A 13,760-nucleotide genomic window follows, 5' to 3' on the forward strand; every position below is an offset into this window, starting at 1 on the left:
GGCGTGGCCTCCGGCAACGGCAAGGGGCAGATCTTCGTCAAGGGCGAGGTCATCAAGACCGTCCCCGAGTCCAAGATCGTGGAGACGCTGATCGACGAGGCGATGAAGATCGCCGAGCAGATGGAGAAGGACGGCGAGTCGGGGGAGCCGGCCGTCACCGTGCGCTGAACACCACGGACCGAAGGGGGCCGAGCGTGACGATTCTGGAGAACATCCGGGGACCACGCGACCTGAAGGCGCTGTCCGAAGCAGAACTGGTCGAACTGTCCGAGGAGATACGCGAGTTCCTGGTGCACGCGGTCGCCAGGACCGGCGGTCACCTCGGACCCAATCTGGGGGTGGTCGAACTCACCGTCGCGCTGCACCGGGTCTTCGACTCACCGGTCGACCGCATCCTGTGGGACACCGGCCACCAGAGCTACGTGCACAAACTCCTGACCGGGCGTCAGGACTTCTCCAAACTGCGCGGCAAGGGCGGCCTGTCGGGCTACCCCTCCCGCGAGGAGTCCGAGCACGACGTCATCGAGAACAGCCACGCCTCCACCGTCCTCGGCTGGGCCGACGGCCTCGCCAAGGCCCGCGACGTGCGGGGCGGGCAGGGACACGTGGTCGCCGTCATCGGCGACGGGGCGCTCACCGGCGGCATGGCCTGGGAGGCGCTGAACAACATCGCCGCCGCCAAGGACCGGCCGCTGATCATCGTCGTCAACGACAACGAGCGGTCCTACGCGCCCACCATCGGCGGCCTCGCCAACCACCTGGCGACCCTGCGCACCACCGACGGCTACGAGAAGATGCTGGCCTGGGGCAAGGACGTCCTCCAGCGCACCCCCGTGGTCGGCAACACCGTCTACGAGGCGCTGCACGGCGCCAAGAAGGGCTTCAAGGACGCGTTCGCCCCGCAGGGCCTCTTCGAGGACCTCGGCCTGAAGTACGTCGGCCCGATCGACGGGCACGACATCGGAGCCGTGGAGTCGGCCCTCCGCCGGGCCAAGCGCTTCCACGGGCCCGTACTGGTGCACTGCCTCACGGAGAAGGGCCGCGGCTACGGACCCGCCCTCGCCCACGAGGAGGACCACTTCCACGCCGTCGGCGCGATGGACCCGCTGACCTGCGAACCGCTGACGCCCGCCGGCGGACCCTCGTGGACCTCGGTGTTCGGCGAGGAGATCACCCGGATCGGCGAGGAGCGCGAGGACGTCGTGGCGATCACGGCGGCCATGCTGCACCCGGTGGGCCTGGGCAGGTTCGCCGAGCGGTTCCCGGACCGGGTCTGGGACGTCGGCATCGCCGAGCAGCACGCCGCAGTCTCCGCGGCCGGCCTGGCCACCGGCGGACTGCACCCGGTCGTCGCCGTCTACGCCACCTTCCTCAACCGCGCCTTCGACCAGGTGCTGATGGACGTCGCCCTGCACCGCTGCGGCGTGACCTTCGTACTGGACCGGGCGGGCGTCACCGGTGCCGACGGCCCCTCGCACAACGGCATGTGGGACATGTCGGTCCTCCAGGTCGTCCCCGGTCTGCGCATCGCCGCCCCGCGCGACGCCGACCAGCTCCGCGCCCAGTTGCGCGAGGCCGTCGCCGTCGACGACGCGCCGACGCTGCTGCGCTTCCCCAAGGAGGCGGTGGGGCCCGCCGTCCCCGCCGTGGACCGGATCGGCGGCCTCGACGTGCTGCACCGGGCGGACGACCCCCAGGTGCTGCTCGTCGCCGTCGGCGTGCTGGCGCCCGTCTGCCTCCAGGCCGCCGAACTGCTGGCGGCCCGGGGCATCGGGTGCACGGTCGTCGACCCGCGCTGGGTCAAGCCCGTCGACCCCGCCCTGCCCGGCCTCGCCGCCCGGCACCGCCTGGTCGCCGTCGTCGAGGACAACAGCCGCGCGGCCGGCGTCGGCTCCGCGGTGGCGCTGGCCCTGGGCGACGCCGAAGTCGACGTACCCGTACGCCGGTTCGGCATCCCGGAACAGTTCCTCGCGCACGCCAAACGCGCCGAGGTGCTCGCCGACATCGGCCTCACCCCGGTGGAGATCGCCGGCCGGATCAGCGCGAGCCTGGCCGTCGAGGAGCAGCGGACGGACGACGGCCGGGCCGTCACGCCAGTGCAAGGAGAGAACTGAATGACGAAGGAGTTCGACCTCGGCGCGCTGCTGGCCGAGCGGGGGAACGAGCGGTACGAGCTGCACACCCGGCACCTCAACCACCAGCTCCCGCGCATGCTGCGCACCATCGGCTTCGACAAGGTCTACGAGCGCGGCGAGGGCGCCTACTTCTGGGACGCGGACGGCGCCGACTACCTCGACATGCTCGCCGGGTTCGGCGTGATGGGCCTCGGCCGCCACCACCCCGTGGTCCGCAAGGCGCTGCACGACGTCCTCGACGCCTCCCTCGCCGACCTGACCCGCTTCGACTGCCAGCCGCTGCCCGGCCTGCTCGCCGAGAAACTGCTGTCCTACAGCCCGCACCTGGACCGGGTGTTCTTCGGCAACAGCGGTACGGAGGCGGTCGAGACGGCCCTGAAGTTCGCCCGGTACGCCACCGGCAAGCCCCGCGTCCTGTACTGCGCGCACGCCTTCCACGGCCTGACCACCGGCTCGCTCTCCGTCAACGGCGAGACCGGCTTCCGGGACGGCTTCGCCCCGCTGCTGCCCGACACGGCCGTACCCCTCGGCGATCTCGACGCGCTCGCCCGGGAGCTGGAGAAGGGCGACGTCGCCGCGCTGATCGTGGAGCCGGTCCAGGGCAAGGGCGTGCACGAGCCCCCGCCCGGCTATCTGCGGGCCGCGCAGGAACTGCTGCACCGGCACAAGGCGCTGCTCATCGCCGACGAGGTGCAGACCGGCCTCGGCCGCACCGGCGCCTTCTACGCCTACCAGCACGAGGGGGGCGTCGAACCCGACCTGATCTGCGTCGCCAAGGCGCTCTCCGGCGGCTACGTCCCGGTCGGCGCCACGCTCGGCAAGGACTGGATCTTCAAGAAGGTGTACTCGTCGATGGACCGGGTGCTCGTCCACTCGGCGAGCTTCGGCTCCAACGCCCAGGCCATGGCGGCCGGCCTCGCGGTCCTGCACGTCATGGAGGACGAGGGGATCGTGGCGCGTGCGGCGGCCACGGGCGAGCGGCTGAAGTCCCGGCTGACCGAACTCGTCGACAAGTACGAACTGCTCGCCGACGTACGCGGCCGGGGGCTGATGATCGGGATCGAGTTCGGCCGGCCGAAGTCGCTGAAGCTGCGCTCCCGCTGGACCATGCTCCAGGCCGCCCGCAAGGGGCTCTTCGCGCAGATGGTGGTCGTGCCGCTGCTCCAGCGCCATCGCGTCCTCACCCAGGTCTCCGGCGACCACCTGGAGGTCATCAAGCTGATCCCGCCGCTGATCATCGGGGAGCGGGAGGTGGACCGGTTCGTGGACGCCTTCACCGAGGTCATGGACGACGCGCACAACGGCGGCGGTCTGATGTGGGACTTCGGCCGGACACTGGTGAAGCAGGCCGTCGCCCACCGGTGAGCGCTTTTTGCCTCGGAGGCAAGGAAATTGCCTCTGAGGCACATCTCGGGCTCAATGGAGTCATGAGCCGACCCGAGTCCGTACCGCCGGACGGGCCCGCCGAAACGGTGCCCGCCGTGGCGCCGCGACTGCGGGCCCTGCGCCGCCGGGCCGCCCTCACCCTGGAGACGGCGGCCCGCGCCGCCGGGCTCTCGCCCGCGCACCTGTCCCGGCTGGAGACCGGGCAGCGCCAGCCCTCGCTGCCGATGCTGCTCGCCCTCGCCAGGATCTACGGTACGACCGTCTCCGAGCTGCTCGGTGAGACGGCCGCCGAACGGGACGCCGTGATCAGCGCCGCCGACATGGAACCGACCCGGGCCGGCGGCTGGACGTACTGGCAGGCCGGCGCCCCCGGCCGCGGGATGCAGGCACTGCGCGTCCATGTGCCGCACGGCTCGCAGGGCGACATCGTGCGGGTGCACCCCGGCGAGGAGTGGCTGCACGTCCTGCGGGGCAGGCTGCGGCTGCGCCTCGGGGACGCGGTGCACCGGCTCGGGCCCGGGGACGGCGCGCACTTCGACTCGCTGACCCCGCACCGCATCGCCGCCGAGGACGACGACGGCGTCGACCTGCTCTTCGTCCACACCCTGCTGCAGAGTCCCACGGCCGCGCTGTGCCTGGGACCGACGAACGGAGACGCCCCGTGAGGGACATGGAGGAGAAGTTCCCCCGCGCGCTGTGGGTGCGGCTGATCATCTACATCGCCGTCGGGCACGTCTTCGCGGCCTTCGTCTACCTGCTCTTCGAGGTGGGCGCCAAGTAGCCGGGGCGGGCCGGGGCCGGGCGGCCGGGCCGGCTCAGTCCAGCAGGCGCTCGCGCAGGCGGTCGCGGATCTCCGGGGTGAGGCCCAGGCCCCGCTCCAGATAGGCGTCGACGCCGCCCCAGGTCTCCTCGACCGTCTCGAACGCCGCCGTCAGATACTCGGCGCGGGCGTCGAACAGGGGGCTCAGCAGCTCCATGACCTCGGGGGAGTAGGCCGACTCCGAGGAACCGCTGCGGCGCACCTTGTAGCGGCGGTGCGTGGCGTTCGACTTCAGGTAGTCCTCGACGATGGCCTCGCGCTCGACGCCCAGCGCCAGCAGCGTCACCGCGATCGACAGGCCCGCGCGGTCCTTGCCGGCCGCGCAGTGCATCAGCGCCGGGACACTGTCCTCGGCGAGCGCGCGCAGCACCCGGGAGTGCTCGGCGGTCCGCTCGGTGACGATCGTGCGGTACGAGGCGGTCATCCGGGCCGCGCCCTTGCCGTCGGCGAGGATCTCCCGGAGCTGGTCGAGGTCGCCGTCGCGGACCATCCGCCAGAACTCCGCGCCGTCGGCGGGGTCGGACAGCGGCAGGTTCACGTTGCGCACGCCCGGGAGCGCCACGTCGGGGCCCTCCAGCCGCTGGTCGGCGGCGTTGCGGAAGTCGAAGACCGTGTGCAGGCCCAGGGAGGCGAGGAACGCCGCGTCCTCCTCGGTCGCGTGGGCCAGGTGGCCGCTGCGGAACAGCACTCCGTACCGCACCCGACGGCCGTCCACGGTGGGCAGCCCGCCCACGTCACGGAAATTGCGCACACCGGCCAGCTCGGGCTCGGTCGACGGGACCTGCTGCGTCACGTGGACTCCCTCCCACTACGTCCCGCGGACGAGGCTCGTCGGCGGGCATCACCTGACGATACGGCATGGCCCGCCCGCTCTTATGGGCCCCGCTTCTCCGAATGTGCCGTATCTGGGCTTTGTGTCCGAATTGGTGGCTTCATTACTGCTCGGTCCGGAATAAAGACCGGGGTGCCGGGAGGGCGTGAGCAGCGTCATATCCCTGACGGATCGTCGGGCGTCATGTTCACGTAATAAAGCCCCTTTTCAAGGGCGTTCGTACCCGGTGAAGATCCAGAATTCCACGGAGGATGACTGCGGAATCCCATAAAGGATCACGGGAAACGGCTTTATCGGCAACCCCAGGCTTGTCTCTTTGCGTCCTGGTCCCTTACGTTCACCTCCGATCCGGACGGACGCCTAATCCTGCCGCCGACCGGAGCCGCACCCATCCACCACCCGTAACGGCAGGAACGGGGGACCCACAGGAATTCCGCCTGTTCCGGTCTCCGGAACGGCTAGGGGTAAAGCCGCGTCACGACGCGGCCGGGCAGCTCCAGCCCGCACCCGACAGCTCACCTCGTAGGCGCCGGAGAAGGAATTCGACATGCCCGCGAAGGGTAAGCACCGCCGTACCAGGACCCAGCGTCTGACCCGTACCATCGCCGTCGCCGGAACCGGCGGCGCGGCGCTCGCGCTTCCGCTCATGGGGGCCACCGGAGCCCACGCCGCTCCCGCCCACTCCGTTTCCGAAAAGGCCGTGCAGTCCCTTCCGGCCGCCGCGCAGAAGGCCGCCGGGAAGAACTCCGCCGGCGCCTCGGAAAAGCGGACGTACACCGTGCGCACCGGCGACTACCTGTCGAAGATCGCCGACGAGCAGAAGGTCAGCGGCGGCTGGAAGAAGCTGTACGAGGACAACCGCGAAGCCGTCGGCTCCGACCCGTCCCTGATCCACCCCGGACTGAAGCTCTCCCTCACCGGCCCGGCTGCGGCCGCGAAGAGCACCGGGTCCGCGGCGAAGCCGTCCGAGCCGGCCGCGCGGTCGACGGAGTCCGCCGCCAAGACCACGGAGTCCGCGGCGCAGTCCTCGGAGTCCGCCGCGAAGACCACCGGGTCGTCGGCCGCCGAGGACACCGGCGGCCAGGCCGCCGGGACCTCCGGCGGTTACGTCTCCCCGGTGGCCGGCGGCGCCGTCGGCACCCCGTACCACCAGTCCGGCAGCATGTGGTCCAGCGGCTACCACACCGGCACCGACTTCGTCGTCCCGACCGGCACCTCGCTGAAGGCCGTCGGCGCGGGCACCGTCGTCTCCGCCGGGTGGGGCGGCGCGTACGGCAACCAGGTCGTCATCAAGCTCGCCGACGGCTACTACGCCCAGTACGCCCACCTGTCCTCGCTCTCCGTCTCCAGCGGCCAGACCGTGACCGCCGGGCAGCAGGTCGGACTCTCCGGCGCCACCGGCAACGTGACCGGCCCGCACCTGCACTTCGAGATCCGCACCACCCCGGACTACGGCTCGGACGTGGACCCGCTCGCCTACCTGCGCTCGCACGGCGTCTCCGTCTGAGACACCCCCGCGTACCGCCGCACACCGCCGAAGGCCGGACCCCGTCCCCGGGGCCGGCCTTCGCCGCGTCCAGTTGTCCGGGCGTCCAGTTATTCCGGAATTGGCCAACCCTTTACGAGTGGCCTATCTCACCGCACGTCAACCCCCTCCTACGGTCGCGTAGGTCACAATCCAAGGTGAATCATGGGCCGACGTGGCAGACGATTCGAAGAGTGACAGCAGAGCAGTGATCGGGTCGTACGTGGCGGTGGGGGACAGCTTCACCGAGGGCGTCGGCGACCCCGGCCCCGACGGGGCGTTCGTCGGCTGGGCCGACCGCCTCGCCGTCCTGCTCGCCGACCGGCGACCCGAGGGCGGCTTCACCTACACCAACCTGGCCGTACGCGGGAAACTGCTCGACCAGGTCGTCGCGGACCAGGTGCCGCAGGCGGCCGGACTCGCCCCCGACCTGGTCTCCTTCTGCGCGGGCGGCAACGACATCATCCGCCCCGGCACGGACCCCGACGAGGTGGCCGAGCGGTTCGAGCGGGCGGTCGCCGCGCTCACCGCCACCGCCGGGACGGTGCTGGTGACGACCGGGTTCGACACCCGCCGGGTGCCCGTCCTCAAGCATCTGCGCGGCAAGATCGCCACGTACAACGGGCATGTGCGGGCCGTCGCCGACCGCTACGGTTGCCCCGTGCTCGACCTGTGGTCGCTGCGCAGCATCCAGGACCGCCGGGCCTGGGACAGGGACCGGCTGCACCTCTCGCCCGAGGGGCACACGCGCGTGGCGCTCCGCGCCGGACAGGCCCTCGGCCTGCCGGTGCCGGCCGACCCCGAGCAGCCCTGGCCCCCGCTGCCGCCGCGCGGCACGCTGGAGGTCCGGCGGGACGACGTCCACTGGGCGCGCGAGCACCTGGTGCCGTGGATCGGGCGGCGGCTGCGCGGCGAGTCCTCGGGCGACCACGTGCGGGCCAAGGGAACGCTGTCGCCGGCCGACATCAGGACCCGGATCGCGGCGGTGGCCTGAACGGGGTCCCTGCCGGGCGGGGAAGCGGTGGCCTGAACGGGGTCCCCGCCGGGTGCGGAAGCGGTGACGTGAACAGGAGTTCCCGCCTGACGGGGAAGCGGTGGCCTGGGCGGTGCCCCGCCGCGCGGGGAAGCGGTGGCCTGCGCGGTGTCCCGCCGCGCGGGGGACGGGCGGCGGGGCGGCCTCCGCCGGCCGGAGTGTCGTACCGGCCGACCATAATGAGAGTCCGACTACTCCACGTGGAGGTACCGTGCCCGGTTTCCGTTCCCCGAACCCCGGGCTCCGTGCGCCGCGGCCCCTGGCCTTCGGCGCGGACCCGGCCGGAGCGCGCATGGCGCGTATCCGCCGATCGCCGCACTTCGCCGACGGCGTGTTCCAGAACCCCGGCGGACCGGCCCGGACCCGGCCCTCCGGCTCGGCCTCCAAGTTCGCCGGGCTCTACCTCGACCGCGAGGCACGCTCCCGCCGCGCCCCCGCGGGCGACATCCCCGTGCACCCCACCACCGTCGCCGACCTCGCCCGCCCGCCGGCCACCGGACTGCGGCTGACCTGGGCGGGGCACTCCAGCGTGCTGGCCGAGATCGACGGGCGTCGGGTGCTGTTCGACCCGGTCTGGGGCGAGCGCTGCTCCCCGTTCGCCTTCGCGGGCCCCAAGCGGCTGCACCCCGTGCCGCTGCCGCTGGCCGCCCTCGGCCCGGTCGACGTCGTCGTCATCTCGCACGACCACTACGACCACCTGGACCTGCCCACCATCAAGGCGCTGGCCCGCACGGACACCCTGTTCGCCGTGCCCCTCGGCGTCGGCGCCCACCTGGAGCACTGGGGCGTGCCCGCCGACCGGCTGCGCGAGCTGGACTGGCACGAGGAGACGGAGGTCGGCGGCCTCACCCTCACCGCCACCCCCGCCCGCCACTTCTGCGGCCGGGGCCTGCGCAACACCCAGCACACCCTCTGGGCCTCCTGGGTCGTCGCCGGCCCGGACCACCGCGTCTACCACAGCGGCGACACCGGCTACTTCGACGGCTTCCGGGACATCGGCGCCGCCCACGGCCCGTTCGACGCCACGATGATCCAGGTCGGCGCGTACGCGGAGTTCTGGCCCGACATCCACATGACCCCCGAGGAGGGCCTCCGCGCCCACCTCGACCTCCAGGGCGGCGCGACCGCGGGCGTCCTGCTGCCGATCCACTGGGGCACCTTCAACCTCGCCCCGCACCCGTGGGCCGAGCCGGGGGAGTGGATGAAGGACGCGGCCGAGGAGGCCGGGCAGGCGGTGGCGTTCCCGCGGCCGGGCGAGCCGTTCGAACCGGCCGGGGAACTGCCGGCGGAGCCGTGGTGGCGGGCGGTGTCCGCCCCGGTCGAGCGTGCGTGGGCCGTCCACGCGGCGACCGCGCCGCGCCAGGGCGACCTCGACCTCGCGGGCGAGCGGTGAGCGGTACGGCCGGTCCCTCCGACGGCCGGGGACCGATGGCCTGACCGGTGGCGCATGATCGACGGCCCCGGCGACCCGAACATCTCTCCTCGGGCCTACGCGCAGGCCGCGCTGCACATCCGGCCGTACGACGACGAGGGTCTTCCTGAAGTCGGTCCTGCCGGTCCTGTCGGTCATCGGGCTCCTTGACTCGGGCGGTGGGCCACGACCTCTCTGCGCGAACGGACGGTTGTCGGTCTGTCGTACGAGGCGTCATACCAGAGTGGGACGTTGCCCGGAGGAGTTCCGCAACGCCCGTCACCGGTGTGTCGCGGACGACTACCGTGAGTGTCCGTCGGGCGACACAGAGCCGGGTACCGGTCTCCTCGGTCGGCACCGCGAGCCCGACGGACCAGTACGACGGACCAGTACAAGGACACCGATGCCTCACCTCCGCGCCCCGGCCACGCGCGCAGACCGCCGCGAGGGCGGCCGGCACGGCCGGCCGGCCGTCCGCACCGCTGTCGCGCTGCCCGAGACCCGCATACGGCCCCAACTGCTGCGGCTCGCCGTGCTGCCGCCCCTCGCGGTCGCCCTCGGCGGTAGCGCGGCCGTGCTGTTCACCGTCCGGTCCGCCGGCACCCCGCCCGGCCCCGCCCTGTGGGGCGTCCTGGCCGGCGCCCTCTGTGTGACCGCCGCCGCCGTGGCCGTCGCCGCCTTCGCCGCCGACCGGGCCGCCCGCTCCGTACGCGAGCGGGTCGGCGCCCTGCGCCGCTCCACCGCCCGCGGGGAGAACGAACTGGACGCCCTCGTCGAGGCGTTGCGCCGCGGCGAGGCCCCGCCCCGGCGCAAGCCGCGCGGCGGACCACCGGACGACGCCGACGAGTTCGAACTGCTCGCCGCCGACCTGTCCCGCGCCCACGACACCGCCGTCTCCGCGGTCGTCCGGGCCGCCCAGTTGTCCAGCCAGGCGGGCAGCGAACAGAAGCTGGAGGTCTTCGTCAACCTCGCCCGGCGCCTGCAGTCGCTGGTGCACCGGGAGATCTCCATCCTCGACGAGCTGGAGAACGAGGAGGAGGACCCCGACCTGCTCAAGGGCCTCTTCCACGTCGACCACCTCGCCACCCGCATCCGCCGCCACGCCGAGAACCTCGCCGTGCTCGGCGGCGCCGTCTCCCGCCGGCAGTGGAGCAACCCGGTCCCCATGACCGAGGTGCTGCGCTCGGCCATCGCCGAGGTCGAGCAGTACTCCCGGGTCCGGCTCGTCCCGCCCGTCGACGGCGAGCTGCGCGGCCACGCCGTCGCCGACGTCATCCACCTGCTGGCCGAACTCGTGGAGAACGCCACCGTGTTCTCCGCCCCGCACACCCAGGTACTGCTCCGCGCCGGCCTCGTCACCTCCGGGCTCGCCGTCGAGGTCGAGGACCGGGGCCTGGGCATGCCGGTCGCCGAACAGCACCGGATGAACGCCCTGCTCGCCGACCCCGACCAGGTCAACGTCGCCCGGCTGCTGGCGGACGGCCGGATCGGACTGTTCGTGGTCTCCCAGTTGGCCAGGCGGCACGGCATCAGCGTCCGGCTCCAGACCAACATCTACGGCGGGGTGCAGGCCGTCCTCGTCGTACCGCAGGCGCTGCTCGGGACGGCGGCGGGAGCGGCACGCGGGGCGGCGAAGACAGGAGCGGCGGACTCCACGCCGTCCGGGTACGACACCGGGGGCGACGGTCGGGCTGCCGTACCGCCGCCGTCCGGGTACGGCACCGGGGCTGACGGTCGGGCTGTCGTGCCGCCGCCGTCCGGGTACGGCACCGGCGGTGACGGTCGGACGCTTGTGCCGCCGCTCCGGCCGGTGCCGGTGTCCGCGCCGGTCCCGTCGCTGTCGGAGCCCGTTCCCGCCGTGCCGTCGGGCGTCCCCGCCGCGGCGCCGTCGCCGGTGGTGGACGGTGGCGGCGCGCCGCCGCCGCTGCCCATGCGCGGTGCGCACGCGGCGCGGGCCAACCCGGCCGAGGCCGTCCCCGGCATCCGGCCCGGCGACCGGCAGACGCTCGCCGAGCACGCGGACACCCCGCCCGCCCCGCGCCACGCCGCCGTGCGCGGCACCATGGGCAAGCCCCGACTGCCGCGCCGCCGCGCCCAGGAGCACCTGGTGCCGCAGTTGCGCGAGGGCCCCGCGTCCCGGCCGGACGGCGACCGGCCCGCCGGCCACGACCCCGGCCTGATGGCCGCCTTCCAGCGCGGCATCGGCCTCGCCGAGGCCGCCCAGCGGATCGAGCCCGCACCGGAACCGGCACCCGCCGTCACCGACACGCGCGACCTGTTCCCGCTCAGCGAGGCGCGGCCCGTCCCCGCGCCCCCGCCCCGCACCGACCGCACCGCCACCGTCACCGCCCGGCCCGACGGAAGCACTCCGACCGGATGACCATCCCCCTCACCGCCCCCACCCCCCTCACCACCCCCACGCCCAGCGCTGCCGCGAACCTTCGTACCCCAAGGAGTCGATCCACCATGGCGAGCGATGCGCCGACCGGCCAGGTATCCGACCTCGACTGGCTGATGAGCGGCCTCGTCCAGCGGGTGCCGCACACGACCAGTGCGGTGCTGTTGTCCTGCGACGGACTGGTGAAGTCGGTTCACGGCCTGGACGCCGACAGCGCCGATCACATGGCCGCGCTGGCCTCCGGCCTGTACTCCCTCGGCCGGAGCGCCGGCGTCCGCTTCGGCGACAGCGGCGACGTACGGCAGGTCGTCGTCGAACTCGACTCGACCCTGCTCTTCGTCACCACCGCCGGCTCCGGCACCTGCCTCGCCGTGCTGGCCGGCCGCCAGGCCGACGCGGCGGTCCTCGGCTACGAGATGGCGATGCTGGTCAAGAGCGTGCGGCCCTACCTGGTGACCCCGCCCCGACGCCCCGGCGCGCAGTCCCCGGTGACCCCGGCGACCCCGGCGGCCTCCGCCTCTCCCGCTTCCCCGGCGATGAGGCCCTGAGCGTGGCGGCGGTCGGCGACGGGCCCTGGCTCGACGACGCGGCCGGACGGCTGGTGCGCCCCTTCACGGTCAGCAACGGCCGCACCCGGCCCACCGTCGCCCTGGACCTGATGTCCCAGGTCATGGCCACCGGAGCCGCCCCCTTCGGCTACCTCGGCCCCGAGCACGCCCAGGCCCTCGACCTGTGCCGCGCACCCGTCCCGGTCGCCGAGGTCGCCGCCCACCTGGGGCTGCCGGTGGCGGTCACCAAGGTGCTGCTGTCGGACCTGTTCGACTGCGGGGCACTGACCGCGAAGCCACCCGCCCCGTTCCACCACCACCCGACGGACCGGGCCCTTCTGGAGGCAGTGCTCGATGGACTACGACGACAGCTCTGACCGCGCCGACGGCACCGACCCGTTCCCGACCGCCCTGAAGATCCTGGTCGCGGGCGGCTTCGGGGTGGGCAAGACCACGTTCGTCGGCGCGGTCAGCGAGATCGCGCCGCTGAGCACCGAGGAACTCCTGACCACCGCCGGCGCCGCCACCGACCGACTCGACGGCGTCGAGAACAAGCAGGAGACCACCGTCGCGATGGACTTCGGCCGCATCACCCTCGGCCCGGAACACGTGCTGTACCTGTTCGGCACCCCCGGACAGCAACGGTTCTGGTTCATGTGGGACGAGCTGTGCGAGGGCGCCCTCGGCGCGGTCGTCCTCGCCGACACCCGCCGCCTGGAGGAGTCCTTCGCCGCCATCGACTTCTTCGAACAGCGCGGACTCGCCTTCGTCGTCGCCGTCAACGAGTTCGACGGCGCCCACCGCTACGGCACCGAGGAGGTCCGCCTCGCCATCGACCTCCCCGCGGAGGTCCCCGTGGTGCGCTGCGACGCCCGGATCTCCAGCTCCGGCGTACAGACCCTGCTCACCCTCGTACGCCATCTGATCGCCCACACGCCCGCCCCCGCCACGGGGTATGGCGCCCACATGTGACCCACCCGCACACACCGCCAGGGAGCCGCTGATGTCGTACGCCCACAGCGCCGGAGCCCGCCCATGAGCTACGACCCGCCGCGCCCGGTCGGACGTCTGCTGCTCACCCCCGAGGACCCGGAGGGCCCCGCCCGGACCCGGCGGCTGCGCCTGCTCGGCCTCGGCCGGCGCCCGGAGGCCGCCCTCGACGCCTTCGCCGACGGCCTGGCCGAGCTGACCGGAGCGCCGTACGCCATGGTCAACTTCCCTGTCGACAACGGGCAGTTCTTCGCCGGGCTGCGCAGACCCGAGGTGCCCCCGGGGGTGCGGGGCGACGGCACCGGTCCCGAGTTCGGCCGGTTCCAGCCGCGCGACCACGGCTTCTGCCCGCATGTCGTGGCCCGGCGGCGGGCGCTGGTCCTGGAGGACGTCCGGGACTACCCGCGGTTCGCGGGCAACCCGGTCGTCGACGAGTTCGGCATCCGCTCCTACCTGGGCGCCCCGCTCATCGACGGCACCGGCACCGTCCTGGGCACGGTCGGCGCCGCCGACGTACGGCCCCGGCCGTGGGGACGGGCCGGGCTGGACACCATCAAGTCGGCGGCGGCCGAGCTGGTGGCCCGCATCGAACGGAGCGCGGACGACGGCCTGCCGCTGTGAGGCTCCGCCGCGGCGTGAAGGAAAGCTGCGGCCCGGGTTAAGAAAACCTCGATGGACTCCG

Annotated in this window: 13 protein-coding genes, 1 pseudogene and 1 riboswitch; of the genes and pseudogenes, 13 read left to right on the forward strand and 1 reads right to left on the reverse strand. The window is 73.1% G+C overall.

Annotated features, from left to right (window positions below; all coding sequences use genetic code 11):
- From ACFY32_RS33225 to ACFY32_RS33245, 5 genes and pseudogenes are all read left to right on the forward strand, one after another.
- Positions 1-168 (forward strand): annotated as a pseudogene (locus ACFY32_RS33225) (4-hydroxy-3-methylbut-2-en-1-yl diphosphate synthase); the annotation flags it as partial.
- A gap of 26 nt (positions 169-194) precedes the next feature.
- Positions 195-2,114, forward strand: a complete 1,920-nt coding sequence (gene dxs / locus ACFY32_RS33230; RefSeq protein WP_359202303.1) for a 1-deoxy-D-xylulose-5-phosphate synthase — start codon at positions 195-197, stop codon at positions 2,112-2,114.
- On the forward strand, positions 2,115-3,500 hold the full coding sequence (locus ACFY32_RS33235; protein ID WP_390676261.1) for an aspartate aminotransferase family protein: 1,386 nt from the start codon (positions 2,115-2,117) through the stop codon (positions 3,498-3,500).
- A gap of 62 nt (positions 3,501-3,562) precedes the next feature.
- Positions 3,563-4,186: an XRE family transcriptional regulator gene (locus ACFY32_RS33240; RefSeq protein WP_359202307.1), complete on the forward strand. Its 624-nt coding sequence runs from the start codon at positions 3,563-3,565 to the stop codon at positions 4,184-4,186.
- Positions 4,183-4,302 (forward strand): DUF6126 family protein, encoded by a 120-nt coding sequence (locus ACFY32_RS33245; RefSeq protein WP_190205201.1) that lies wholly within the window; start codon positions 4,183-4,185, stop codon positions 4,300-4,302. The genes ACFY32_RS33240 and ACFY32_RS33245 overlap by 4 nt, the downstream gene beginning before the upstream one ends.
- A 34-nt stretch (positions 4,303-4,336) precedes the next feature.
- Here ACFY32_RS33245 and ACFY32_RS33250 read toward each other — a convergent pair whose 3' ends face one another.
- Positions 4,337-5,134, reverse strand: coding sequence for a tyrosine-protein phosphatase (locus ACFY32_RS33250; protein ID WP_359202310.1), 798 nt, complete (start codon positions 5,132-5,134; stop codon positions 4,337-4,339).
- A gap of 386 nt (positions 5,135-5,520) precedes the next feature.
- Positions 5,521-5,717, forward strand: a riboswitch (cyclic di-AMP (ydaO/yuaA leader).
- A gap of 3 nt (positions 5,718-5,720) precedes the next feature.
- On the opposite strand from ACFY32_RS33250, the gene ACFY32_RS33255 reads away from it, so the two are divergent.
- The 8 genes from ACFY32_RS33255 to ACFY32_RS33290 all read left to right on the forward strand — a co-directional run bounded on the left by ACFY32_RS33255 (position 5,721) and on the right by ACFY32_RS33290 (position 13,699).
- Positions 5,721-6,680 (forward strand): peptidoglycan DD-metalloendopeptidase family protein, encoded by a 960-nt coding sequence (locus tag ACFY32_RS33255; RefSeq protein WP_390676262.1) that lies wholly within the window; start codon positions 5,721-5,723, stop codon positions 6,678-6,680.
- A gap of 226 nt (positions 6,681-6,906) precedes the next feature.
- The gene (locus ACFY32_RS33260; RefSeq protein WP_390676276.1) at positions 6,907-7,692 is read left to right on the forward strand and encodes an SGNH/GDSL hydrolase family protein; all 786 of its coding nucleotides are present in this window, start codon (positions 6,907-6,909) and stop codon (positions 7,690-7,692) included.
- 250 nt (positions 7,693-7,942) lie between these two features.
- A complete protein-coding gene (locus ACFY32_RS33265) occupies positions 7,943-9,124 on the forward strand; it encodes an MBL fold metallo-hydrolase (protein ID WP_390676263.1) in 1,182 nt (393 codons plus the stop codon).
- 421 nt (positions 9,125-9,545) lie between these two features.
- Positions 9,546-11,522 carry an ATP-binding protein gene (locus ACFY32_RS33270; protein ID WP_390676264.1) on the forward strand — a complete coding sequence of 659 codons (1,977 nt, stop codon included), beginning with the start codon at positions 9,546-9,548 and terminating at the stop codon, positions 11,520-11,522.
- An 86-nt stretch (positions 11,523-11,608) separates the two neighbouring features.
- The gene (locus ACFY32_RS33275; protein ID WP_390676265.1) at positions 11,609-12,088 is read left to right on the forward strand and encodes a roadblock/LC7 domain-containing protein; all 480 of its coding nucleotides are present in this window, start codon (positions 11,609-11,611) and stop codon (positions 12,086-12,088) included.
- 2 nt (positions 12,089-12,090) lie between these two features.
- The gene (locus ACFY32_RS33280; protein WP_359202320.1) at positions 12,091-12,465 is read left to right on the forward strand and encodes a DUF742 domain-containing protein; all 375 of its coding nucleotides are present in this window, start codon (positions 12,091-12,093) and stop codon (positions 12,463-12,465) included.
- A complete protein-coding gene (locus tag ACFY32_RS33285; protein WP_359202322.1) occupies positions 12,443-13,060 on the forward strand; it encodes an ATP/GTP-binding protein in 618 nt (205 codons plus the stop codon). Before ACFY32_RS33280 ends, ACFY32_RS33285 begins: the two co-directional genes overlap by 23 nt.
- Before the next feature lie 63 nt (positions 13,061-13,123).
- Positions 13,124-13,699, forward strand: coding sequence for a GAF domain-containing protein (locus ACFY32_RS33290; protein ID WP_359202324.1), 576 nt, complete (start codon positions 13,124-13,126; stop codon positions 13,697-13,699).
- Positions 13,700-13,760 lie beyond the last annotated feature (61 nt).

It is taken from the genome of Streptomyces sp. NPDC000134, from assembly GCF_042899225.1.
In the GTDB taxonomy this organism is placed as follows: Bacteria; Actinomycetota; Actinomycetes; order Streptomycetales; family Streptomycetaceae; genus Streptomyces.